The organism is Comamonadaceae bacterium M7527, assembly GCA_021044545.1.
GTDB lineage: Bacteria > Pseudomonadota > Gammaproteobacteria > Burkholderiales > Burkholderiaceae_C > RS62.
In genome coordinates this window covers 622,448-647,744 of the sequence record CP087990.1, presented here as the reverse complement: position 1 = coordinate 647,744, position 25,297 = coordinate 622,448, and the positions used below count along the sequence as shown (strand labels likewise).

General features: G+C 58.1%; 15 protein-coding genes and 3 pseudogenes. 9 read left to right on the top strand and 9 right to left on the bottom strand.

Going from position 1 to position 25,297, the window contains the following annotated elements; all coding sequences use genetic code 11:
* Nucleotides 1-17 precede the first annotated feature (17 nt).
* The 5 genes from LN050_03060 to LN050_03040 all read left to right on the top strand — a co-directional run bounded on the left by LN050_03060 (nucleotide 18) and on the right by LN050_03040 (nucleotide 7,287).
* Nucleotides 18-3,230 carry a type I restriction endonuclease subunit R gene (locus LN050_03060; GenBank protein UFS56840.1) on the top strand — a complete coding sequence of 1,071 codons (3,213 nt, stop codon included), beginning with the start codon at nucleotides 18-20 and terminating at the stop codon, nucleotides 3,228-3,230.
* A 129-nt stretch (nucleotides 3,231-3,359) separates the two neighbouring features.
* Entirely contained in the window at nucleotides 3,360-4,019 is a 660-nt protein-coding gene (locus tag LN050_03055; GenBank protein ID UFS56839.1) for an FMN-binding negative transcriptional regulator, read from the top strand.
* Nucleotides 4,016-5,440 carry a tRNA adenosine(34) deaminase TadA gene (gene tadA / locus LN050_03050; GenBank protein UFS56838.1) on the top strand — a complete coding sequence of 475 codons (1,425 nt, stop codon included), beginning with the start codon at nucleotides 4,016-4,018 and terminating at the stop codon, nucleotides 5,438-5,440. The genes LN050_03055 and tadA overlap by 4 nt, the downstream gene beginning before the upstream one ends.
* Nucleotides 5,437-6,363, top strand: coding sequence for an LD-carboxypeptidase (locus tag LN050_03045; protein ID UFS56837.1), 927 nt, complete (start codon nucleotides 5,437-5,439; stop codon nucleotides 6,361-6,363). The genes tadA and LN050_03045 overlap by 4 nt, the downstream gene beginning before the upstream one ends.
* A gap of 3 nt (nucleotides 6,364-6,366) precedes the next feature.
* A complete protein-coding gene (locus LN050_03040; protein UFS56836.1) occupies nucleotides 6,367-7,287 on the top strand; it encodes an ion transporter in 921 nt (306 codons plus the stop codon).
* On the opposite strand, the pseudogene LN050_03035 reads toward LN050_03040, so the two are convergent.
* The 6 genes and pseudogenes from LN050_03035 to dapC form a co-directional block, all read right to left on the bottom strand.
* A pseudogene (locus LN050_03035) lies at nucleotides 7,284-9,301 on the bottom strand (ATP-binding cassette domain-containing protein). The gene LN050_03040 and the pseudogene LN050_03035 sit on opposite strands and share 4 nt — an antisense overlap.
* Nucleotides 9,298-10,191: a 50S ribosomal protein L3 N(5)-glutamine methyltransferase gene (gene prmB / locus LN050_03030; GenBank protein UFS56835.1), complete on the bottom strand. Its 894-nt coding sequence runs from the start codon at nucleotides 10,189-10,191 to the stop codon at nucleotides 9,298-9,300. The pseudogene LN050_03035 and the gene prmB overlap by 4 nt, the downstream one beginning before the upstream one ends.
* A gap of 129 nt (nucleotides 10,192-10,320) precedes the next feature.
* Nucleotides 10,321-10,572: a translation initiation factor IF-1 gene (gene infA, locus LN050_03025; protein UFS56834.1), complete on the bottom strand. Its 252-nt coding sequence runs from the start codon at nucleotides 10,570-10,572 to the stop codon at nucleotides 10,321-10,323.
* A gap of 146 nt (nucleotides 10,573-10,718) precedes the next feature.
* Entirely contained in the window at nucleotides 10,719-11,882 is a 1,164-nt protein-coding gene (gene dapE / locus LN050_03020; GenBank protein UFS56833.1) for a succinyl-diaminopimelate desuccinylase, read from the bottom strand.
* A 17-nt stretch (nucleotides 11,883-11,899) separates the two neighbouring features.
* Nucleotides 11,900-12,723 (bottom strand): annotated as a pseudogene (dapD, locus tag LN050_03015) (2,3,4,5-tetrahydropyridine-2,6-dicarboxylate N-succinyltransferase).
* A gap of 64 nt (nucleotides 12,724-12,787) precedes the next feature.
* Nucleotides 12,788-13,990 (bottom strand): succinyldiaminopimelate transaminase, encoded by a 1,203-nt coding sequence (gene dapC, locus LN050_03010; GenBank protein UFS56832.1) that lies wholly within the window; start codon nucleotides 13,988-13,990, stop codon nucleotides 12,788-12,790.
* Nucleotides 13,991-14,130: 140 nt separating this feature from the next.
* On the opposite strand from dapC, the gene smc reads away from it, so the two are divergent.
* From smc to ligA, 3 genes and pseudogenes are all read left to right on the top strand, one after another.
* Entirely contained in the window at nucleotides 14,131-17,646 is a 3,516-nt protein-coding gene (gene smc, locus LN050_03005; GenBank protein ID UFS56831.1) for a chromosome segregation protein SMC, read from the top strand.
* 11 nt (nucleotides 17,647-17,657) lie between these two features.
* Nucleotides 17,658-18,740 (top strand): cell division protein FtsZ, encoded by a 1,083-nt coding sequence (locus tag LN050_03000; protein ID UFS56830.1) that lies wholly within the window; start codon nucleotides 17,658-17,660, stop codon nucleotides 18,738-18,740.
* A 25-nt stretch (nucleotides 18,741-18,765) separates the two neighbouring features.
* A pseudogene (ligA, locus tag LN050_02995) lies at nucleotides 18,766-20,836 on the top strand (NAD-dependent DNA ligase LigA).
* Here ligA and LN050_02990 read toward each other — a convergent pair.
* On the bottom strand, nucleotides 20,833-21,165 hold the full coding sequence (locus tag LN050_02990) for a hypothetical protein (protein UFS56829.1): 333 nt from the start codon (nucleotides 21,163-21,165) through the stop codon (nucleotides 20,833-20,835). The pseudogene ligA and the gene LN050_02990 overlap by 4 nt on opposite strands.
* A 39-nt stretch (nucleotides 21,166-21,204) precedes the next feature.
* Between LN050_02990 and def the strand changes: the two genes are divergently transcribed.
* The gene (gene def, locus LN050_02985) at nucleotides 21,205-21,750 is read left to right on the top strand and encodes a peptide deformylase (protein ID UFS56828.1); all 546 of its coding nucleotides are present in this window, start codon (nucleotides 21,205-21,207) and stop codon (nucleotides 21,748-21,750) included.
* A gap of 18 nt (nucleotides 21,751-21,768) precedes the next feature.
* Here def and LN050_02980 read toward each other — a convergent pair whose 3' ends face one another.
* Nucleotides 21,769-24,456 carry a [protein-PII] uridylyltransferase gene (locus LN050_02980; protein UFS56827.1) on the bottom strand — a complete coding sequence of 896 codons (2,688 nt, stop codon included), beginning with the start codon at nucleotides 24,454-24,456 and terminating at the stop codon, nucleotides 21,769-21,771.
* 18 nt (nucleotides 24,457-24,474) lie between these two features.
* The gene (map, locus tag LN050_02975) at nucleotides 24,475-25,278 is read right to left on the bottom strand and encodes a type I methionyl aminopeptidase (protein ID UFS56826.1); all 804 of its coding nucleotides are present in this window, start codon (nucleotides 25,276-25,278) and stop codon (nucleotides 24,475-24,477) included.
* Between the last annotated feature and the right edge of the window lie 19 nt (nucleotides 25,279-25,297).

Here is a 25,297-nt window from a genome sequence, read left to right as displayed (position 1 = left end):
CAAGAAGCGATACGACCATGGCCTTTATGAGCGAAGCCGCGCTGGAGCAGATGCTTATTGATCAACTCAACGCACTGGGCTACAGCATTGCAACAGAGGATGTCATTGGGCCTGATGGTTCGCAGCCAGAGCGTGACAGTCACGATCAAGTCATCCTCACCCGCAGGCTCGCCAGTGCCGTTGCCCGCATCAACCCCAGCGTTCCTGCAGAGGCAAGGGTAGATGCAGTTCGCAGGCTGACGCAGACAGAGTTTCCTACGCTGCTCGAAGAAAACCGCCGCATCCACAAGCTGCTGACTGAGGGGGTGGATGTCGAGTACCACGAACAAGACGCAACGATAAAGGCTGGCAAGGTCAACCTGATCGACTTTGAAAATGTGGACAACAACGATTGGCTGGCCGTTAATCAGTTCGTGGTAATTGCAGGCACCCACCGGCGCCGGCCTGACGTGGTGGTTTTTGTTAACGGCATGCCTTTGGCGGTCATTGAGCTCAAAGCACCTGGCAACAACAACGCCACCGTGGTCAGTGCCTTTAACCAACTGCAAACCTACAAGTCCCAAATCCCGGCGCTGTTTACAACCAACGCGGTGCTAATTACCAGCGACGGGTTAACCGCGCGTATTGGTTCGTTAAGCGCGGCCATTGAGCGTTTTATGCCGTGGCGCACCACCAACGGCCAGCATGTGGCCACCCAAGGAACACCCGAGCAGCAGACATTGATTGAGGGCGTGTTGGAGCGTGGCCGCTTGCTGCAACTGCTGCGTGACTTTACGGTGTTTGGCAATGCCGGCGCTGGGCTGCTCAAGATCATCGCCGGTTACCACCAGTTTCATGCGGTGCGCAGGGCGGTGGCATCTACCATTCGTGCCGCCTCGCAATGCCATGAGGTGCGTGAAGACCCGGCAGATTACGGCCTTGCGTCTGTCAAAATACAAGCACAGGGCGATAAGCGTGTCGGGGTGATCTGGCACACCCAAGGTTCAGGCAAAAGCCTGCTGATGGCTTTTTACGCGGGGCAGCTGGTTAAACACCCATTAATGGCCAACCCAACGCTGGTTGTACTCACAGACCGCAACGACCTAGACGATCAGCTTTTTGGCACGTTCTCTATGTGCCAAGACCTAATCCGTCAACGCCCAGAGCAGGCCAACAGCCGAGAAGACCTGCAACAGATTCTCAGTCGCTCATCGGGTGGCGTGGTGTTTACGACCATACAAAAATTCAGCCCAGATGCAGGCAGCAGCACATACCCGGTACTCACCAACCGCCGTAACGTTGTCGTCATCGTAGATGAAGCCCACCGCAGTCAATACGGCTTCAAGGCCAAGATAGACAGCAAGACCGGCGAGATTGGCTACGGTTTTGCCAAGTACCTGCGCGATGCGCTGCCAAATGCCTCATTAATTGGGTTTACAGGCACACCCATTGAGGCCGATGACGTCAACACCCCCGCCGTCTTTGGCAATTACATCGACGTTTATGACATCAGCCGCGCGGTAGAAGACGGCGCAACGGTGCCTATTTATTACGAATCGCGACTTGCGCGTATCGAACTGGACGAAGACGAAAAGCCCAACATTGATGCTGCGATTGAGGCCCTAACCGAAGAAGATGACCCGATTGAGCAAGACCGCTTCAAGAAAAAATGGTCCACCATTAAAGCATTGGTGGGTAGCCACAAGCGCATTGAGCTGGTTGCCAAGGATTTGGTCGATCACTTCGAGGCTCGCACATCTGCCATGCCTGGCAAAGCCATGGTGGTCTGCATGAGCCGCAGCATATGCATCAAGCTGCACGATGCCATTGTCAAGCTTAGGCCGCAGTGGTACCGCAAAGATGACACCCAAGGTGTGGTTAAGGTTGTAATGACTGGCGCGGCCAGTGACCCCGTGGAGTGGCAAGAGCATATTGGCAACAAGCAGCGCAGAGATGCCTTGGCGGTACGTGCACGTGACCCTGAGGATGATTTGCAAATCGTTATCGTTAGAGACATGTGGCTGACCGGCTTTGATGCGCCCTGTATGCACACCATGTATATAGACAAGCCCATGCGCGGTCACGGCTTGATGCAGGCCATTGCCCGTGTAAACCGCGTGTTCAAAGACAAGCAAGGTGGCTTGATTGTTGACTACATCGGCATCGCGCAAAACCTCAAGTCAGCCCTGCAAATGTACAGTTCTGGCGACCGAGACAAAACCGGCATAGACGAGCGCCAAGCCGTGGCCGTGATGCTGGAAAAGTACGAAGTGGTGTGTGACATGTTCCACGGCCACGACTACCGCACCGCACTTGGTGGCACACCCCAAGCGCGCATGTTGGCAATGGCCGGTGCCATTGACTGGGTTTTGGGCATGCAGCAGAAGCTGGCCGAACAGGAAAAGACCGAGGCCAAGAAAAAGCAAGCACACAGACGCTACCAAGACGCGGTGCTGGCTTTGAGCAAGGCTTTTAGTCTTGCCAGTGCAAGCGACGAGGCGCGTTGCATACGTGAGGAAGTTGGTTTTTTTCAAGCCATTCGCGCAGCCTTGGTCAAAAGCGCCATTGGTTCAACAACAACGCAGCATGACAAAGACATGGCGATTCAGCAAATCGTCAGTCGTGCGGTGATTTCCACCGAAATCGTGGACATACTGGCGGCCACAGGCTTGAAGTCGCCAGATATTTCGATTTTGTCTGAGGACTTTTTGGCAGAGTTGCAGCAGATGAAACGCCAAAACCTTGCCTTGGAGGCGCTCAAAAAGCTGTTGAATGACGGCATTCGCTCACGCAGCAAGGCCAACGTGGTGGAAACCAAGGGCTTTACCGAGCGTCTTGAACGTGCAGTGGCTAGGTACCACGCCAACGCCATCACCACAGCCGAGGTGCTGCAAGAGCTTATTGAACTGGCCAAGGATATACGTGCAGCAAGGGCACGTGGTGAAGACAGCGGGTTGAGTGACGACGAGATTGCTTTCTACGACGCCCTGGCTGAGAACAGCAGCGCAGTCGAAATAATGGGCAACGACCAACTCAAGTTGATTGCCCACGAACTCTTGGAGAGTCTCAAGGCCAACGTGTCCGTGGACTGGGCGCACAGAGAAAACGCAAGAGCCAGACTAAGGGTGCTGGTTAAGCGCATCTTAAGAAAGTACGGCTACCCACCCGACCTTCAAGACACGGCAGTGCAAATGGTTTTGCAGCAGGCAGAGGCTTTGAGTGCGATGTGGTCTGGCACCGAGCGTCTGTGAGGCGTGCTTTTTAAAGAGCGTCTAGTTAAAGGACTGAAACGACACTCTTAAAGCAGTGCTTTGCACGCTGCTTGTTACATAACAGCGGCTATGACAAGTTGCGGTGGTAAAACAGGTAGACTTTGCGCCATGACGCAGCCGCACCAAAGCCTGTACAACCCCGCGCAGTTCGCCTGCGCCGATTGGTCGCTGGCTTGTACCTTGCTGCAAGAGCATGCCCTGGCCAGTTTGGTGAGTGTGGCGGACGACGGCCTGCCGCTTATTACGCATGTGCCCTTGCACACCACATCCACCTCAACGGCAAAAGACTGGCGATTGTTGGGGCATTTGGCCAATGCCAACCCGCATCGCGCGCTGTTGCACGACAACGCGCACGCTGTGGTCACGGTCCTGGGGCCGCAGGCCTATATGTCGCCGGCTGTTTACCCCGATGTGCAGCGTGTGCCAACTTGGAACTACGTGGCGTTGCACGCGCAGGTCAGCGTGCGCCTGTTAACCGATGCCGAGCACAAAGACGTGTTGCTAAAGCAACTGATTGCAGACCACGAGCCCAGCTATGCGCAGCAGTGGCGCGATCTTCCCGGGCAGTACACGCAGGCCATGTTGCGTGCCATTACGGGCTTTGAGCTTGAGGTGTTGTCGTGGCAGCTGAAGGTGAAGGTTAACCAGCACCGGCCTGAGGCGGCTGGGCAACTCGCGTTGCAAGCGGCTGTTGGCTCGCCCGACGAGAAGGCGCTGGCGGTGTGGACGCAGCGCTGGCACGCCAGCCGGGACGCGCACAAGGTATGACAGACGACCACGCTTTTATGCGCTTGGCCTTGGCGCAAGCGCGTCTGGCGTTTGAGCTGGGCGAGGTGCCTGTGGGGGCCGTGGTGGTGAAAGATGGGCAAGTCATTGGCTCGGGCTACAACACGCCACTCACCACACTAGACCCCAGCGCCCATGCAGAGATTCAAGCCATACGTCAGGCTGCAGCAGCGTTGGGCAACTACAGGCTAGAGGGTTGCACCTTGTATGTCACGTTGGAGCCTTGCACCATGTGCAGCGGCGCCATCATCAATGCGCGCCTGGCCCGCTTGGTCTTTGGTGCTTCAGAGCCCAGAACGGGCGCATGCGGGTCTGTGACCAATGTATTGGCCAACACCGAGCTAAACCACCACACAAGCGTTGACTCACAGGTGTTGGCCTCAGAGTGTGCGGCGTTGATGTCGCAGTTTTTCAAGGAGCGGCGCGACATGCAAAAAGCCATGGCACAACCGCTGAAAGACGACGCATTGCGCACGCCCGGGTATGCCTTTGAGAACTTGCCCGACTATGCTTTCAAGCCCCACTATGTGAGCGACTTGCCCAGCCTGGGCGGCTGGCGCATGCATTACCTGGATGAGGGGCCGCGTGATGCTGCGGTGACCTGGCTGCTGCTGCACGGCAACCCCACTTGGAGTTATGTGTGGCGGCACTGGGTGCCACAACTGGTGGCCAAAGGCCACCGCGTGGTTGCGCCAGATCTCATTGGCTTTGGCAAGAGTGACAAGCCCAAAAAAGAGCAGGCCCATCACTTTGACTTTCACCGCAATGTGTTGTTAGAGCTCATCAACAGGCTGGACTTGCGCAACATTCAATTGGCTGTGCAAGACTGGGGCGGGCTATTGGGCTTGACGCTACCCATGGCCGAGCCTGCGCGTTTTGGCGGCTTGCTGGCCATGAACACGGCTTTGGCCACTGGCGACAAGCCAATGGGCAAGGGCTTTGAGGCGTGGCGGCAATTTTGTGCAGACAAACCCGGTTTCTCGATTGCTGGTTTGATGCAACGCTCATGCCCACACTTAAGCGCCGAGGAGGCGCAGGCTTACAGTGCACCGTTTCCAGATGCAGGGCACAGGGCGGTGCTACGCCGTTTTCCTGAGATGGTGATGAGCAGTGCAGATGCTCAAGGTGCACAAACCTCCCGCGACGCCTTGCACTTTTGGCAGCACGAGTGGGCAGGGCCCGCAGCCATGGCCATAGGCGCGGCCGATCCGGTGTTGGGCACACCCAGCATGCAAGCCTTGCATGCCACTATTCGCAACTGCGCACCGCCTGTGACTATCGAGAATGGCGGACACTTTTTGCAAGAATGGGCTCACCCCAAGGCCCAGGGTTTACCGCCACCCATGAGCGGTGGCCTGGTGGCGTGGGCCGTGTCTGCTTTGTGCCAAACTACGGGCCTATGAGTCACATTTATATTATTTCCCCCAGCTCTTGCGTCCTGGACAAGGCTGCCTACAAGCGCGGCATAAAGCGCCTCATGGCCCAAGGCCATACGCTTGAAATTGACGATGGTGCGCTCAGCCGCAGCACCCGTTTTGCAGGCGACGACGAGCAACGACTGGCCGCCATTGCGCGCGCTGCTGCCAGCGGGGCGGATGTGGTGATGACCACGCGCGGCGGCTACGGCATCAGCCGCTTGCTGCCCAAGTTGCCCTACAAGGCCATCGCCAAGTCCATAGACAAGGGCACGCATTGGGTGGGTTTTAGTGACTTTACGGGCTTGAGCTTGGCCGTGATGGCCAAGACTGAGCGCAGCACCTGGGCCGGTCCAGCAGTGATGGACGACTTTGGTGCAGCCGATGCGGATGGTGGCATGGATGAGATCACCCAAGCCTGTTTCGACGACGTGCTAAGCGGCATGGGTGAGGGCACGGGTTGGCGCATTGCCAAAGACGACCCTACCGAGTTTGGCTATCAAGACCTCATGCTGTGGGGCGGTAACCTGTCGTTGGTGTGTTCCCTGGTGGGCACGCCCTACCTGCCCATGGTGACCAACGGCGCTTTGTTTTTAGAGGATGTGGCAGAGCCGCCTTACCGCATAGAGCGCATGCTCACGCAGTTGTTGCATGCGGGTGTGCTGGCGCAGCAAAAAGTCATTGTGCTGGGTGCGTTCAACCGATTTAGCGCCAGCGCCCAAGACAAAGGCTTTGGCATGAAGTCTGTGGTGGCATGGCTGCGTGCCAACACCAAAGCGCGCGTGCTCACGCAGCTGCCATTTGGACATGTACCCACCAAGGTGATGTTGCCTGTGGGCAAGCGTGTAGACGTGATGGTGCAGGGTAAAGAGGCGCTGGTGTTTTGGTCACACGACCACGCAGGAGCCTGACCCGTGGCACTGGTTGGTATGCACTTGTCTCGCGCGCGTGTCTATGAGGTACTGGAGCGCTCGCGCCCCGACGACAAACTGAGCACCTGGGTTAATGGCTTGTTAATGGGCCTGGTGGCGCTCAATATTGCAGCGGTTATTGCAGAGTCTGTGCACCACATCTATGCGCAGTACAAGGTGTATTTTGATGCCTTCGAGTTGTGCTCTGTTGCTGTGTTTGCCGTGGAATACGCGCTGCGCGTGTGGTCTATTGGTGAGCGTGCGCAAGACGGTGAAAGCACTTGGCTGTGCAGACGGGGCTATATCTTCAGCTTTTATGGCGTTATTGATTTATTGGCCATCATGCCCTCGATTTTGGCGTTCTTCATGCCGGGCATGGACTTGCGCAGTCTGCGCGCTGTGCGCCTGTTGCGCGTCTTGAAGTTCAGCCACTACTCCTACGCGTTGCAAGACTTGGGGCGAGCCATTTTTGAGGAGCGCCGCGCGTTTACTGCGTCTTTCTACGTGTTGGGCATGGTGTTGCTGTTGGCCTCTACCCTGATGTATTTGGTCGAGCACAAGGCCCAGCCCGAGCACTTTGGCTCTATTCCTGATGCCATGTGGTGGGGTGTTATCACGCTGACCACTGTGGGCTATGGCGATGTGTCACCCATTACCCCGCTGGGCAAGTTGTTTGGCGGCGTGGTCGCTTTTTTGGGTGTCTGTACGGTTGCGTTGCTCACCGGTATTTTGGCGTCGTCATTTGCTGTGCAAATGGAGCGGCGCAAGCGCGAGTTTGAAGATCACTTGCACGAGGCCATGAGCGACGGCGTACTGACCGATGCTGAAATGGAGTTTCTCGCCACACTCAAGGACGACATGGGTGTGAGCGATGACGAGTTTGAGCGCTTGCAAGCGCGCATGCGCAAGCGCAAGAAAAACTAGCGCGCTTGGCCTTCAAGCTCAGCGCTTAAGCGCTCAATGGCCTCTGAAGCCTCCAGCCACTTGCCCTCAGCGGCGGCCACTTCGTCGTCAATGGCTTTGAGGCGTTTACCTATGTCGGCAATTTTGGCGGCTGCGGGCATGGCCATCAGCTCGTTATTGAGTTGCTCGCGCTCGGTCTCCAGCTTGGCCATTAGGGCCTCAGCGGCGGTCATGGCTTTTTGCAGTGGCTTTGTTTGTGTGGCCAGGGCTTGGCGCCTGGCAGCTTGTTCGCGGCGCTTTTCAGCCTGGTTGGCTCTGTCCTCAAATGGTGGCTGGGGCACTATCGCTTCTGGTTGTTTTTCAACGACCACCGCAGGGCTCGGTGTTGCTGTCACGGGTGCGGCTTGTGTGGGTTTGGCGTTGGCTTCTTCGCGCTTGCGTTTGGCTTCTTCCAGCAAGTAGACCTGGTAGTCGTCAAGGTCACCATCAAAGTCTGTCACGGCGCCTTTGCCTATCATCCAGAAGTCATCACACACGCTGCGCAGCAATGCACGGTCGTGGCTGACCAGCATGACGGTGCCGCTGAACGCGTTCAGCGCCATGGCCAGGGCCTCGCGCGTGGTGAGGTCTAGGTGGTTTGTTGGCTCGTCCAGCAGCAGCAGGTTGGGGCGTTGGTACACCACCATGGCCAGTACCAGGCGGGCTTTTTCGCCGCCGCTCATGGTGCCTACGGCCTGGCCCACCATGTCGCCAATAAACCTGAAACTTCCCAGGAAATCACGCAGCTCTTGCTCGCGCGCATTAATACCCAGTGTTTTCGCCAGGGCCACCATGTGCTCCAGCGGTGAGTCTTGGACGTGCAGCACATCCAGCTCTTGCTGCGCAAAGTAGCCTACAGACAGACCTTTGCCAAAGGCAAACTCGCCGCCCAATGACTGCAAGGCGCCGGCAATGGTTTTGACCAGTGTCGACTTGCCTTGGCCGTTGGCTCCCAGCAAACCAATGCGCTGGCCCGCCACAACTGAGCGCGTAATACCTTTGACAATTGCTGTGGTGTGACCGTCTTCAGCCGTGTAACCCACCACCGCATCGCGTATGGTGATCATGGGGTTGGGCAGTGAGGCGGGCTCTTTAAACTCAAACGTAAAGTCGGCGGCAGTGATCACCTGTGCCACACGCTCCATGCGCTCTAGTGCCTTGACGCGACTTTGGGCCTGTTTGGCTTTTGATGCCTTGGCCTTGAAGCGTGTGATGAAGCTTTGCAGGTGGGCAATTTTGTCTTGCTGCTTTGAGAACGCGGCTTGTTGCAAGGTCAGTTGCTGGGCACGCACGTCTTCAAACGTGGAGTAGTTGCCACCAAAGCGCGTGAGCTGCGCGTTGTCCAGACTGACAGTGACCTTTGTGACGGCATCCAAAAACTCGCGGTCGTGGCTGATGATCAGCAGGGTGCCTTCATAGCGCTTAAGGCCTCCAGCCACACCAGGGCGTCCAAGTCCAGGTGGTTGGTGGGCTCGTCCAGCAGCATGAGGTCGGCCGGGCACATGAGTGCGCGTGCCAGCTGCAAGCGCATGCGCCAGCCACCTGAGAAGCTGTTGACGGGGTTGTTGAGTTCGGGCACGGTAAAGCCCAAGCCCATCAGCAATGTTTGTGCACGTGATTCAGCGTCGTAGGCGCCGGCATCCGCCAAGGCCGCATAGGCCTCGCCTATGGCTTCGCCGTCTCCACTGGCATCGGCTTTTGCAAGCATGGCGTTGGCCTCTGCCAGCACGGTGTCGCCCGCCATCACAAAGTCGGTGGCAGAGTCGTCGGTCTCTGGCATGTCTTGTGCCACCTGGCCCAAGCGCCACGTCTTGGGCATGTACCACTCGCCGCCGTCTTCAGTGAGCCCGCCTGTGAGCAATGCAAAAAGCGTTGACTTACCGGCGCCGTTGCGGCCAATGAGCGAGGCCTTTTCGCCGGGGTGTATGGTGAGGTTGGCTTTGTCCAGCAGCACTTTTGTGCCGCGTCTGACGGTTATGTCGGTGAGCGTAATCATGTTGTTTGCGTGAGCTCAACGGTGTTGAGCATGTTTCTGGTGAGCAGCAGCACGTGGTCATCGCCAGCACTGGTGGGCAGCCAAATGGGGTTGAGCGTGGGGAATGCACGCTCGAAGTGGTCGCGTTCAAAGCCAATTTCCAGCACCAACACGCCTTCATCGGTTAACACGCGTTGCAGGTCGGCCATCATGGGGCGGATAAAGTCCATGCCGTCTGTGCCGCCAGCCAGGGCCATGTTGGGCTCGGCCAGGTACTCAGGGGGCAGCTCGTCCATGCTGGTTTGGTTGACGTAGGGCGGGTTGCACAGCACCAGGTCATAGCGCTGGTGCACTTGGGCCAGTCCGTCAGACTGTATGAGCCTGATGCGCGATGTCAAATCGTGTTGCGCCACGTTGATAGCGGCTACTTCCAAAGCGGCTTCAGACAAGTCTGCAGCGTCAACAAGGGCAGTGGGGTAGGCCATGGCCGCCAAGACAGCCAGGCTGGCGTTGCCCGTGCAAAGGTCTAAAACGCGGCTGGTGTTGGCGGGCAGCCAGTCGTCTATGTGGCCGTAAGCCAATGACTCGGCAATGAGACTGCGCGGCACAATCACGCGCTCGTCTACAAAAAACGGTACACCTTGAAGCCACGCTTGCTGCGTGAGGTATGCCGCAGGCTTGCGTGTGGCGATGCGCTTGGCAATCAGGGCTTGAACCTTGGCGACCTCATCGGGGGTGCACGCACGGTTGGCCACGGTCTTGTCGTCAATGTCTGTGTCCAGCGCCATGCCCAGGCTCCAAAGCACCAGCCAGATGGCTTCGTCGCGTGCGTTGGTGGTGCCGTGACCAAAGCTGAGTTCGGCGGCTTCTAACAGAGACTGGCTTTCGCCAATGAGTTGGTGTAGTTGCATGGTGCTGTAGCTGTGGTTAAGCGGTTGGCACCTGTAGACAGTGGCGGCGGTGACGCAGCAACCAATGGCAGTCACACGTGCTGAGGGGTTTGGCGGCAGCGGGGTGCGCCAAACCGTTTAGATAGTCGCTTAGCGGCGACGCGGTGTCATGGGGCCACGGCCCTCAATGTGACGGAAGCTGATGCGGCCCTTGGTCAAGTCGTAGGGCGAAATTTCTAGCGTGACGCGGTCGCCCGCCAAAATACGAATGTGGTTTTTGCGCATTTTGCCTGCTGAGTAAGCAATGAGCTGGTGTCCGTTGTCTAGCGTCACGCGGTAGCGTGAGTCTGGTAACACCTCGTTGACGATGCCCATCATCTCAATCAGGTCGTCTTTTGCCATGTAATTTCCTTAAATACCGAATGTGTGCCCCAAACCAAACGCGTGGGTTGAGGCCAATGTGTAGTGCCATGGCCCGCGTTGGGGCAATCGGCAAAGCCTCTAATTATAGCAAATCAAAGCTATCCAGGCGTGGCGGCTGCACTGGCCTAGCGGCTGCTCAAGGCCACCAGCACCTCGCGGTAGATGTCTTTGAGCGGTTCAATATCAGCCACGGCCACGTATTCGTTGACTTTGTGAATGGTGGCGTTGGGTGGGCCCAGCTCTATGACTTGTGGGCACACTTGCGCAATAAAGCGCCCGTCACTGGTGCCGCCAGTGGTGGATAGCTGCGTGTCAATGCCTGCAACCTTGCGTATGGCGCTTTGCACGGCGTGCACCAAAGGGCCTGGCGTGGTTAAAAACGGCATGCCGCTGATTGACCAGGCCAAGTCGTATTCAAGACCGTGCTGGTCCAGTATGGCGTGCACTTGTGCCTGCAGCTGTTCAGGCGTGTTTTCGGTACAAAACCTGAAGTTGAAGTCCACCACCACCTCGCCCGGTATGACGTTGCTGGCACCCGTGCCGCCGTGTATGTTGCTGATTTGCCAACTGGTGGGCGGAAAAAACGCGTTGCCCGCATCCCATTGCGTGGCCGCCAACGCGGCCAGTGCTGGTGCCGCTTGATGAATGGGGTTGCGCGCCATGTGTGGGTAGGCAATGTGGCCTTGTATGCCTTTTACAGTAAGGCGCCCGCTCATGCTGCCGCGTCTGCCGTTTTTAATCATGTCGCCCGTGCGCTCTACCGAGGTGGGCTCGCCCACTATGCAGAAATCCAGGTGTTCGCCCCGCGCTGTGAGGGCTTTGCAAACCTCCACTGTGCCGTGTTTGGCAGGGCCTTCTTCGTCACTGGTGATTAAAAACGCAATGGACAGCGGCGCGTCAGGCGTGGACAACCTGAAGTCGCGCACCGCTACCACCATGGCGGCCAATGAGGCTTTCATGTCGCTGGCGCCTCGGCCAAACAGCTTGCCCTCTCTGTGCGTGGGCACAAAGGGGTTGCTGTCCCACGCCTCTAGTGGGCCAGTTGGTACCACGTCGGTATGACCGGCCAGCACCAGCAAGGGTGCGGCTTGCCCATTGGGCAGTGGCTGTGCGGTGTACTTGGCCCACAGGTTCTCTGTACGCGCGTCACCTTCGCCAAACGGCATACGCTCACACACAAAGCCCAGCGGCTCCAGCTGGCTGGCTATCAGATCCTGGCAGCCGCAGTCTTGCGGTGTCACCGAAGCTTTGGCCAACAAGGCCTCTGTGAGTGTGAGTGCGTCGTACATGCTTGGCTTGGGTGGATTTAGTCGCGCAGCAGCTCGTTGAGGCTGGTTTTGGCGCGTGTCTTGGCGTCTACACGCTTGACGATCACTGCGCAGTACAGGCTGTATTTGCCGTCGTCTGATGGCAGGTTGCCGCTTACCACGACTGAGCCTGCAGGAATGCGGCCGTAGGTCACTTCGCCGGTTGCGCGGTCGTAGATTTTGGTGCTTTGACCAATGTAAACGCCCATGGAGATGACGGAATTTTCTTCAACAATGACGCCTTCAACCACCTCAGAGCGCGCACCGATGAAACAGTTGTCTTCGATGATGGTGGGGTTGGCTTGCAGTGGCTCCAGTACGCCGCCATGCCTACGCCGCCAGACAAGTGCACGTTGGCACCGATTTGCGCGCAAGATCCAACAGTGGCCCATGTATCTACCATGGTGCCCTCGCCGACATAGGCGCCAATGTTGACGTAAGAGGGCATCAGCACCGCGCCTTTGGCGATAAAGCTGCCACGGCGCGCCACAGCAGGTGGCACCACGCGCACGCCGCTGGCGGCCATCTCAGCGTCGCTGAGGTGGGCAAACTTGGTTTGTACCTTGTCGTAAAAGCCCAAGTCGCCGGCGGCGATTGGCTTGTTGTCGTTTAAGCGAAACGACAGCAACACGGCCTTTTTAAGCCACTGATGCGTCGTCCACTGGCCAACACCGTCGCGGGTAGCCACGCGCAAGCTGCCATTGTTCAGGCCGGCAATGGCGTGCTCAACGGCGTCTACCACTTCTTTGGGCGCTGTTTTGGGTGACAAGTTGGCGCGGTCTTCCCAGGCGGTATCAATGATTTGTTGCAGTTGTTGTGTCATGTGGGCTTCTCCAGAAAAGTAAAGTTGGTTTGGTGTGAGTAGGGTAGGTGTTTGTGGCCGCGTGTCAGCCCTGTGCCTTGACAAACGCGTTAATGCGCTGGGCGGCCTCTAGACACTCTGCGGTTTGTGCAACCAGGGCCATGCGAATGCGCCCAGCGCCGGGGTTCAGCCCGTTGACCTCGCGTGCCAGGTAGCTGCCAGGTAGAACCGTGACATTGTATTGAGCCAGCAATTCACGTGCGAAGCGCTGGTCATCACCTTGGAATGCTGCAGGCACGCTGGCCCACAAATAAAAGCCCGCGTCTGGCAGCTGCACGTCCATGACTTCGGCAATAACCGGTGTGACTTCGGCAAATTTGGCGCGATAGGCTTGCCGGTTGGCCTGCACGTGGGCCTCGTCGTTCCACGCCGCTGCACTGCCAGCTTGCACCAGGGGGCTCATGGCGCCGCCGTGGTAGGTGCGGTACAACAAAAACGCCTTGATGAGCGCGGCGTCACCTGCCACAAAGCCGCTGCGCAAACCCGGTGCGTTGCTGCGCTTGGACAGGCTGGTAAAGGCGATCAGGTTTTTAAAGTCGGCTTTACCCAGGGCGTTGGCGGCTTGCAAGCTGCCCAGTGGCGGCTCATCTCTAAAGTAGATTTCGCTGTAGCACTCGTCCGAGGCGATGACAAAACCATGCTGGTCACTGAGCTCAAACAATGTTTGCCATTCCTCAAGCGGCATCACTGCGCCTGTGGGGTTGCCAGGCGAGCACACGTACAGCAGCTGGGTGTTGGCCCATTGCGCCTGGGTGATCTGGCTCCAGTCAATGGCGAAGTTGCGTGCCGGGTCACTGGGGGCAAATACTGGTGTGGCACCCGCCAAAAGCGCCGCGCCCTCGTATATTTGGTAGAAGGGGTTGGGGCATACCACCAGCGGCTTGGGCTGGCTGGCGTCCACCACGGTTTGGCACAGGGCAAACAAAGCCTCACGCGTGCCGTTGACTGGCAATATCTGGCTGGTGGCATTGATGTCTACCCCATAGCGGCGCTGTACCCAGTCCGCGCAGGCCTGACGCAAGGCGGGCAAGCCACTGGTCGCGGGGTAGGTGGCCAGGCTGTTGTCGGCTTGTGCCATGGCTTGCCCTATGAGTGCCGGCGTGGGGTGCTTGGGCTCACCTATACCCAGGCTGATGGCGCTGTAGCTGGGGTTGGGCACCACGCCATCAAACAAGCCTCGCAGTCGCTCAAAAGGGTAGGGTTGGAGTTTGGACAGCAGCGGGTTCATAGCACGCTATTATCGCTTGGGCCAGCCATACACACCCTGACCAAAGGTCTAACAGGAGCTGGCGTCGCGCACGCGTTATAGTCAGCGGTCTATTGCTTCTCATAACAGCCAAAAATGAACACTTTGGCAAACAAAACAGCGTGCGTCTTCAATCTATCAAGCTAGCGGGCTTCAAGTCTTTTGTAGAGCCCACCAACTTTGTACTGCCTGGCCAACTGGTTGGCGTGGTGGGTCCCAACGGGTGCGGCAAGTCCAACATCATGGACGCCGTGCGCTGGGTGCTGGGCGAGTCCAAAGCGTCCGAGTTGCGCGGTGAGTCCATGCAGGACGTTATTTTTAACGGCACCAACAACCGCAAGCCAGCCAGCCGCGCCAGTGTCGAGCTGGTGTTTGACAACGCCGACCACCGCGCCGGTGGCCAGTGGAGCCAGTTTTCTGAGATTGCCGTCAGGCGTGTGCTCACGCGCGAAGGCAATAGCAGCTACTTTATCAACAACCAGCTGGTTCGCCGCCGGGACGTACAAGACGTGTTTTTGGGCACTGGCTTGGGTCCGCGTGCCTACGCCATCATTGGCCAAGGCACCATCAGCCGCATTATTGAGAGCAAGCCTGAAGAATTGCGCCTGTTTTTGGAAGAGGCCGCGGGGGTGTCCAAATACAAGGAGCGTCGCCGTGAAACCGCGAACCGCTTGAACGATACGCGTGAAAATCTCACCCGTGTCGAGGACATATTGCGCGAGTTAAACGCCAATCTTGACAAGCTGGAGCGCCAAGCCGAAGTGGCCGCGCAGTTTCAAAGTTTGCAGGCCAGCGCCACACTCAAGCAGCAGCAGCTTTGGTTCTTGAAGCGCGCAGACGCGCAAGCCGAGCAGGCGCGCTTGGCCGAACAGGCGCAGACCAACGCCACTGAACTAGAGTCCAGCATGGCTGACTTGCGCCGCTTGGAGGCCGATATTGAAGTGGTGCGCCAAGCGCACTACGCCGCTGGCGACCAGGTCAACCAGGCGCAAGGCCAGTTGTATGAGGCTTCTGCAGAGGTAGGCAAGCTGGAGGCGGAAATTCGCTTTGTGGTGGAAGGGCGCGCCCGAGCACAGCAGCGCCTTGAGCAACTGGTAGAACAGCACCAGCAGTGGCTCACCCAGCAAACCACAGCCACCGACGAACTGGAAAATTTAGAGGCCAACGCCGAGTCAGCGCAAGAACAAGCGGCTATCTTGGAGGCCCAGGTTGAAGAGCAGGCGCAGGTCTTGCCAGGCCTGGAAGAGCAACTGCGCGCCGCACAAGGCAAAGCCAATGAGCAGCGCGGCGCGGTGACCCAGATTCAGCAGCAAATACAGGTGTTGGCCGCTGAACAGCGCGGCCTGGAAGACCAGGCGCGCTCAAGCGAGACCAGGCGCGAGCGCCTCGCAGCTGAGCGCAATGCTGTACAAGCCCCTGATGCCACGCGCCTGAACAACTTGCGCGAACAACATGCCCAAGCGCTGGAGCAGCACACCTGGAACATGGGCGCGTTGGACGCCTTGCAAACGTCTGTGCCAGAGCTGGACGAGGCCAGAGCGGCGGCCCAAAGCAATCTTAGCCAGCAAGGTTCCAGTCTGGCCCAACTGTCCGCCAAGCTGCAAGCGCTCAAAGCGCTGCAAGATAAATTGCAAACCAACGACAAGCTGCAACCCTGGGTGGACAAGCATGGCTTAGGCCACTTGCAGCCGCTGTGGCAGCAGTTGCAGGTGGAAAACGGCTGGGAAACCGCCGTTGAGGCCATATTGCGTGAGCGCTTGGCTGCTTTGCCTGTAGGCCAACTTGATATGGTCAAAGGCTTTGCAGCGGATGCGCCCGCCATAAAGCTCACCTTCTTGGATACCAATGGCGCACAAACCGCTGCGCCTGCCGCACCTGCTGGTTTCAAGCCATTGCTGGACAAAGTGTCTACCCGTGACGCCGGCGTGCGTGCCGTGTTGGCCCACTGGCTAAACGGCTGCTTTGTGGCAGACAGCCTTGGCCATGCGCTGCTTGAGCGCACCAAGCTGGGTATTGGCCAGTACCTGGTGGCCACCGATGGTCATGTAGTGGGCCCCAATAGCGTGAGTTTTTACGCCGCCGATAGCGAACAGGCGGGTATGCTGGCGCGCAGCCAGGAAATCGAAAATCTGGACAAGCAAGTGCGTGCGCAGTCACTGATCAGCGACGAGGCACGTGCTGCATTGGTGCGCGCTGAGGCCGACTATGCCAATGCGGCCCAGCAACTGACGCAACTGCGTGCACGCAGCAATGAGTCGCAAACGCGTAGCCACGAATTGCAAGTGGAGTTGCTGCGTCTGACCCAGGCCAGCGAGCAAGCAGCTGCGCGCAGCCGCCAAATTGAAGGGGACTTGCAAGAGCTGGATGCCTCACTTGAAGACATTCAAGCACGCAAAGCGGCCTCGCAGCAGCGTTTTGAAGAGCTGGACATGCAGCTGGCTGATACGCAAGAGCGTCACGCGCAGTTAGACGACACCGTGATTCAGCAACAACGCCAGCTGGATGCCGCGCGTGAGCAACAGCGCAGCCTTGAGCGCCAGATGCAAGAGGCCAGCTTTTCGCAACGCAGCTTGGGCGCGAGGCGTGACGAGTTGCAGCGCATGCTAAAGACCGCTGGCGATCAGCTCGCAGGTGTGGACGCAGAGCGTGAACGCGCTCAAAGTGAGCTGGCAAGGCTTAGCGATGCGGCGGCGCAAGGCGGTTTGCAAGATGCGTTGGCGCTTAAGTTGCAGCGCGAAGAGGCTTTAGGTGCCAAGCGCAGCGAGTACGACGATCTCACCAACAAGCTGCGCGCCAGCGACGAGCGCCGCTTGCAAATCGAGCGTGCACTGGACCCCATACGCGCGCGCATCACCGAGATGCAGCTCAAAGAGCAGGCTGCCCGTTTGGGCGTTGCGCAATACACGCAGCAGCTGGAAGAAGCCCAGGCCGATCTGGCGGCGGTGTCGCAAAGCGTGACTGAGGGCAATGTGCGTCTGAACGGCTTGCAGTCTGAAATTGAGCGTTTGCACAGAGACATTACCGCCTTGGGCGCGGTGAACCTGGCCGCGCTAGAAGAGCTCACAGCCTCTCGCCAGCGCAAAGCGTTTTTAGATACGCAAATGGCCGACTTGCTTGAGGCGATACAAACGCTGGAAGACGCCATTGCCAAAATCGACGCCGAGACGCGCGACTTGTTGGGCAGCACCTTTGAGACCGTCAACGGCCACTTTGGCAAGATGTTCCCAGAGCTGTTTGGTGGAGGTCATGCCAAGTTGGTGATGACTGGCGACGAGATTTTGGACGCTGGTGTGCAGGTCATGGCGCAGCCGCCGGGCAAAAAGAACCAGACCATTCACTTGTTGTCTGGCGGCGAAAAAGCCTTGACTGCCATTGCACTGGTCTTTGCCATTTTCCAGCTCAACCCGGCGCCTTTTTGTTTGCTCGACGAGGTAGATGCGCCGCTGGACGACGCCAACACGGAGCGCTATGCCAAGCTGGTGAGCGCCATGAGCGCCAGTACGCAATTCCTATTCATCAGTCACAACAAGATTGCCATGGAAATGGCCAAGCAACTCATTGGCGTGACCATGCAAGAGCAGGGCGTGTCGCGTATTGTTGCGGTAGATATGGAGTCTGCGGCGAATTTGGTAGCCTAGGGGGACGACACATGAGCTCATTACAACTGTCACTAACAATCTTGGGCGCACTCATCATGGCGGGCGTCGTGGCCTACAACGCGTGGGTAACAAGGCGCAGCGAGCCCAAGCACGGCAAAAAACGTGCAAGCCCCAGCCTGGCGGTAGACCCCAGCATTGAGGCCATTCTTGACGACGGGCAAGACAGCACCCAAAGCGATGAGGCCAAAACCAGCGCGCGCTGGGACTTGCCTGAGCATGGACTCAGCGCGTCTGCCTCGTCTATTGACTACAAGGGCAAACTGGATGCGCTGATTGACGTCATCACGTCGCTGCAACTGGATACGCCCATCAAGGGCGACTTTGTATTGGCTGCCATGCCACCCAGCCGGCGTGTGGGCACCAAACCCTTCGCCATCGAAGGTCTCAACGTGCTGCACGAGGCTTGGGAGCCTATTCAGCCATCGCAAACCTACAGCCAACTCCAGGCGGGTTTGCAGCTTGCCAACCGCAGTGGCCCCATCAACGACATAGAGTTTTCAGAGTACGTGGTCAAGACACAGCACTTTTGCGATGTCATCACAGCGCAGCCAGACTTTCCAGACATGATGGATGAAGTGGCCCGTGCGCGCGATCTAGACCAGTTTGCCAGCGCACGTGACGCGCAATTGAGTTTCACGATTCGTGCGGTCAAGGCCGCCTGGAGCGTGGGCTATGTGCAGTTGCAGGCCTCAAAGCTGGGTTTTGTAGCGGGCTCGTTGCCGGGCAAAATGATATTGCCCAGCACCAAGACAGGTGACAGCGCACTGCTGAGTTTGCGCATTGATTCGCAAGCCGCCATGGCCGACGATCCTGAGCAGTCAGCCGTACGCGAGATTCGACTAGAGCTGGATGTGGGCCACGTCAGCGCTGCACAAACGCCTTACACCCGCATGCGCGATGTCGGCGAGACCTTGTGCCGAGAGATGGATGGTGTGTTGACCGACGACTCGGGGGTGCGTCTTGGCGCGGCCACGCTTGACCAGATTGGCCAGGACGTACTGGCGCTGTACGGCGAGTTGATGGGGCGTGACTTGCCCGCAGGCTCGGCTTTGGCCAAGCGCTTGTTCTCCTAACACGCGCGAGTAGCCGATTCAGCTAATGGCCGATTTATTTGGCGACCAGCCGCCAGGCCCTGACACTTTGGAGCGTGCAGCCACGTTGCGCGCCCAACTGCTGGCCCACCAACACGCCTACTACGTGCTGGATGCGCCTACGGTGCCAGATGCCGAGTACGACCGCTTGTTTGTCCAGCTGCAAGCGCTTGAGACACAGTACCCAGAGCTGCAAACGCCTGATTCACCCATTTTGCGCGTGGGTGGTGCGGTATTGCCGCAATTTCAAACCGTCACGCATGACGTGCCCATGCTCAGTATTCGCACTGAGACAGATACCACTGAGCAAGGCGCGCTGGCTTTTGATGCGCGCATGCGCAAAGAGCTGGACCTGAGCGAGGACGCGCCGCCTGTTGACTACGTGGCTGAGCTGAAGTTTGACGGCCTGGCCATGAGTGTGCGCTATGAAGGCGGTGTGCTGGTGCGCGCCGCAACGCGTGGTGATGGCGCTGTGGTGAAGACGTCACGCACAACGTGCGCACCATTGGCCAGATTCCACTGCGCTTGCCACCAAGTGCGCCCAAGGTGCTGGAGGTACGCGGCGAGGTCTACATGGCACGCACCGACTTTGAGGCGCTCAACGCGCGTCAACGGGACCAGGGTGACAAAACATTTGTCAACCCACGCAACGCAGCCGCTGGTGCCGTGCGCCAGTTGGACTCCAGCGTTGCAGCGTCAAGGCCTCTGAGCTTTTTTGCCTACGCTTTGGCCACGGTGCAAGGCTTCGCTGGTGTTGTGCCCAACACGCACTTTGCATGGTTGCAGCAACTCAAGGCTTGGGGCTTTCCGGTTAGCCAGCAGACCCAAGTGGTATCAGGTGGTGCAGGGTTGGTGGCCTTTCACCAACACATCGCGCAGCAGCGTGACGCCTTGGCTTTTGACATAGACGGCGTTGTTTACAAAGTCAACGATCTCGCTCTTCAGCGGCGCTTAGGCTTTGTCAGCCGTGGCCCCGCTGGGCTGTGGCGCACAAATACCCCGCCCAGGAACAATTCACCACTGTGCAGGCCATTGACATTCAGGTGGGGCGCACTGGCAAGCTCACGCCAGTGGCCAAACTGGCACCGGTGTTTGTAGGTGGTGTGACCGTGACCAATGCCACACTGCACAACGAAGACGAAGCCAGGCGCAAAGACGTGCGCGTAGGCGATACCGTGGTGGTGCGCCGCGCCGGTGACGTGATACCTGAGGTGGTGAGCGTGGCCCTGGATAAACGCCAGGGCGCACCGCTGCAATTTGTCATGCCCAGAGCATGTCCAGTGTGCGGCAGTGAGGCCATTCGCCTGGACGGTGAGGCCGACTACCGCTGTAGCGGTGGTCTGGTGTGCGCCGCGCAACGCAAAGAGGCCATGGCGCATTTCGCCTCGCGCAAAGCCATGGACATAGACGGTTTGGGCGACAAGCTGATAGAGCAGCTGGTAGACGCCAACCTGGTGCACAACTTGGCGGATTTGTACCGCCTTGACGTGGACACCTTGTCTGGCTTGCCGCGCATGGCGGCCAAGTCCGCTCAAAATCTGGTGGATGCACTCAATGCGTCCAAGGCTGCGCAATTGCCGCGCTTTTTGTTTGGTTTGGGCATTCGCCATGTCGGTGAGGCCACCGCCAAGGCCTTAGTCAAGCACTTTGGCAATTTAGACGCCATCATGAACGCCAGCACCGACGCCTTGGCTCAAGTGCCCGACGTAGGTCCGGTGGTGGCCTTGAGCGCGCATACATTTTTTGCACAACAACCCCAGCGCGACATGATTGCGCAATTGATTGCATTGGGTGTGCATTGGGACGACGTGGCGCCACAAAACGCGCAAGACCTGGCCCTGTTTGGCATGACTGTGGTGCTCACTGGCACGCTGACCCAATACGGGCGGGACGAGGCCAAAGCGGCGTTGGAAGCCCTTGGCGCAAAAGTATCAGGCTCCGTGAGCAAAAAAACCAGCTACGTGGTGGCAGGCGAGGCCGCGGGCAGCAAGTTGGACAAAGCGCAGGCGTTGGGTGTGCCTGTTTTAGACGAAGAAGGCTTGGCCAGCTTGTTGGCGGGCAAGTTGCCACCCGTTTAGTTTTTGAATTTGTAGTGGTCGCGGTTGAGCACGGCGGCCACAGCCGTGACCTCTTCAGGAAACAACGACAGATTCAGCGATGTGTTGCATTGTTCCACCATGCCGCGTAGCAAACCAGCGGTATTGATGCGCCCAAGAGGCCTGTAAATGCCGCTGCCGTTACCACCAACTTTTTCGATGTGGCAGCTGGTGCAGTTGTTTTGCGCAATGAGCTCCTGACCCAGTGCCAGGTCAGCACCTTTGTAAATGGCAGGCGTGTCAGCGTGCGCGGCAAGCGCCGCGCCCATCAACAGTACTGAGGCAACGGGTGATACGAGGGGGTTATGCATGTCGGGTCTCCTTTTGCTTATTCGATCTAAACTACCGCTATGACGATTCACAGCATACTAAAAATGGGCGATGCCCGCCTGAACCGCACTGCACAACCCGTGCAGCAATTTGACACACCTGAGCTGCACCAGCTGATTGCCGACATGACAGAGACCATGGCCCACGCCAACGGTGCTGGCCTGGCTGCACCCCAAATTGGCGTGGACTTGCAAGTGGTCATGTTTGGCTCTGGCCAAGTCAACCCTCGTTATCCGCTGGAAGCGCCCATACCGGCGACCACATTGATCAACCCCGTGATCACACCCATAGGCGATGAAGAGCAGCTGGGCTGGGAAGGTTGCCTGTCTGTGCCAGGCATGCGCGCGCAAGTGCCACGCTGGATGCACATTCGCTACACCGGCTTTGATGTGATGGGCAATGCCATTGACCGAACGGCCTCAGGCTTTCATGCGCGTGTGGCGCAACATGAATGTGATCACTTGTTTGGTGTGCTGTACCCCAGCCGCGTGAGAGACTTCAGCCAGTTTGGGTATGTAGAGGCGTTATTCCCGGAGTTGGCAGCGCTTGAGGGAAAGACTGCCTAGTGGGTCGGCAAAGCCCAGTCAGTCGTTCAAGACGCTTAGCAACTCGGTCTCTAGCGCGATGCGCGCCTTTTGGCTGCCTAGCGCCTCGCCACTGACCAAAAATGTGTCTTCAACCCGTTCGCCCAACGTGGTGATTTTGGACAATTCAACGCTCACCCCGTGCAATGCAAGTGTGCGTGCGACGCCGTAGAGCAACCCCGTGCGATCGCTGGCCGAGATGGTCAGCAGCCAGTGCTGCGCCTTTTCGTCTGGGCGCAAATCCACCCGCGCAGGCATGGGAAAGCTTTTGACGCGGCGAGACAAACGCCCCATCTGAGCTTGTGGCAACGGGGCTGCCTGGTCAATCAGCGCAGCCAGGTTGGCTTCAACCATGCCCACGTACTCGCGTTGCTGCTCGGCAATGTGTGGGTTGCTCACCTGAAACGTATCAAGTGCGTTACCCAGTTTGGTGTTGTGAATGCGCGCGTCCAATATGCTGAAGCCAGCCCGGTCAAAGTAGCCACAAATACGCGCGAACAGGTCTGGCTGGTCTGGCGCGAACACCATCACTTGCAGGCCATCGCTTAAGTGCGAACGCCTGGCCCTGACCACGCAGCTTTGGCGGCCAAGCGCCGGGCTGTTGCTTGTCGTGTCTTGGCTTGTGCCCAGGCTGTTTGCAAACACTTTGGACAAATGGCGTGTATGCCATGCAATGTCGTCGCTGTCGTGGCGCATAAAGTAGCTAAGGTCCAGCTGGTCCCAAAGGGTTTTGTGCGCCATGTAGGGCGTGGCATGCAGGGCCAAGATAGCCAGCGCCTCACGCTTGCGCGCGTCAACAATGGCGTCTGGGCGAACCTCTTGGCCACCCAGTATGCGCATGCCTGCCCTGAACAAGTCTTCTAGCAGCTTGGCTTTCCAGCCGTTCCAGACTTTGGGCGATGTGCCTCTTATGTCGGCCACTGTAAACAGGTACAGCGCGCTCAGATTGCGCTCGTTGCCCACACGTTTTACAAAGTTGGCCACCACCTCGGGGTCAGAGGTGTCCTGCTTTTGAGCCACATGACTCATGAGCAAATGGTTGGCCACAATAAACTCTATGAGTCTGGCGTCTTCGCCAACAATGCCGTGTTGTTTGCAAAACACTTTGACGTCTTTGGCGCCCAGTACCGAGTGATCGCCGCCCCGGCCTTTGGCAATGTCGTGAAAGATGGCCGCGACATAAAAAATCCACGGCTTGTCCCAACCGGCAGCCAGTTGCGAGCAAAAGGGGTATTCGTGTGAGTGGTCGGCAATGAAAAAGCGGCGCACATTGCGCAACACCATCAGTGTGTGCGTGTCTACGGTATACACATGAAACAAGTCGTGCTGCATTTGCCCCACGATGTTTCTGAATACCCACAGGTAGCGACCCAGCACAGATGTTTGGTTCATCAGGCGCAGTGCGTGCGTGATGCCTTCCGGGTGTCGCAATATGGCCATGAAGGTGGCGTGGTTGACTGGATCTGCCCTGAACTTGGCGTTCATGATGGGGCGTGCACTGTACAGCGCACGCAGGGTTCGGGCAGACAAGCCGGTAATGCTGACCGTATTTTGATACAGCAAAAACGTCTCCAGAATGGCCTGTGGCTCGCGCACATACAAGTCGTCTGAGGCCACTTCAATCAGACCGCCTCTGTCAAAGAACCGTGGGTTGATGGCGCGCATGGCCACAGGCGCCTCTACCTCGCAGGCGCGAAGCGCCTCTTCAATGTTGAGCAGCACAATTTGATTGAGCTGTGTGACCGCCTTGGCGGCCCAGTAGTAGCGCTTCATCAGCGCCTCGCTGGCGCGTCTTGCCGAGCGGCTGTGGCCGTCTGCCGGGGCGCTGGCCTTGTAGCCAAACGTCTCAGCCACGGCGTTTTGCAAATCAAAAATCAGCCTGTCTTCGCGCCGCTTGGACAACACGTGCAAGCGCGCCCGAATCAGGCTTAGCAAGGCTTCATTGGTTTTGAGTTGCCCCAGTTCCAGGTCGGTGATGAGGCCTTTGGCCGCCATGTCATCCCAACTGTTGCCAAAGCCAGCGGCTCGGGCGACCCAGCCCACCACTTGCAAGTCACGCAGACCGCCGGGCGACTCTTTACAGTTGGGCTCCAGGGAGTAGGGCGTACTGTCAAACCGCTGGTGACGCTGGCGCATCTCAAGCGTTTTGGCGGTAAAAAAGTCCAGGGGACTGAGGGCTGCCAACACGGACTGCATCAGTGCGGGTAGCGCCATTTTTGAGCCTGCCAACCAGCGCGACTCAAGCAGCGAGGTTTGCACGGTGACGTCATTGGCCGCCTCGTTGAGGCAGTCACTGGGCTGGCGTACGCTGGCACCGATCTCCAGGCCCACGTCCCAGCAGTTGCTGATGAATTGCTCTATGCACTGGCGCAGTTGTGGGTCAGCTTCTGGCGGCTTGCCGCCTGTTAGCAATACCAGCACATCCACATCCGAGCCTGGGAATAACTCGTTACGCCCATAGCCGCCTACGGCGATGAGGCTTGCAGAGGCAGGCATATTGGCCAGCTTCCAAACGGCACGCAGTGTTGTGTCTGTGTGCCTGGCCAGGCCGCGCAACACGCCTTTGACGCTGCGTGGCTGCATGGCGGGGTTTAGCAGTGCCGCCTGCAACGCCAGCTTGCCCGCAGCATGTTGCTCACGCAGCACGCCCAAATGCTGCATGGCAAGGCTTGGTGCGGCGCTGCTCATGGGTAGGCTTTGTACGGCTTAGGCTGGCACAAACGCGGGTGTGGCAGGCGTGCCAGCAGACACGGTTAACACCTCGTAGCCTGTGGGTGTGACCAACACGGTGTGCTCCCACTGCGCCGACAGCGAGCGGTCTTTGGTGACTATGGTCCAGCCATCGCCCATTTCCTTGATGTCGCGTTTGCCGGCGTTGATCATGGGTTCAATGGTGAAGACCATACCGGCCTTGATTTCCTCGCCTGTGCCGGGCGTGCCGTAGTGCAATATTTGGGGGTCTTCATGAAAACCTCTGCCTATGCCGTGGCCACAAAACTCGCGCACCACACTAAACCCTTGGCCTTGAGCAAAGGTTTGAATGGCATGGCCAATGTCACCCAAGCGTATGCCGGGTTTGACCATGGCAATACCTTTCCACATGGCGTCGTAGGTGACAGCGCATAAGCGTTTGGCGGCGATAGAGGCTTCTCCCACGGTAAACATGCGACTGGTATCGCCATGCCAGCCATCTTTTATGACCGTGATGTCAATGTTGATGATGTCGCCTTTTTTGAGGGCTTTTTCATTGGGAATGCCGTGGCAAATGGTGTGGTTGACCGACGTGCAAATAGACTTGGGGTAGGGTGTGTAACCACCCGGTGCGTAGTTCAGCGGCGCTGGAATGGCTTGCTGCACGTTCACGATGTAGTCGTGTGCCAGCTTGTCCAATTGCTCTGTGGTCACGCCCACCTGTACGTGGGGCGTCAGGTAGTCAAGCACCTCTGAAGCCAGGCGGCCAGCGATGCGCATGCCTGCTGCGTCTTGTTCTGTTTTGTATGTAATAGCCATGCGAAATTATCGCATTGAC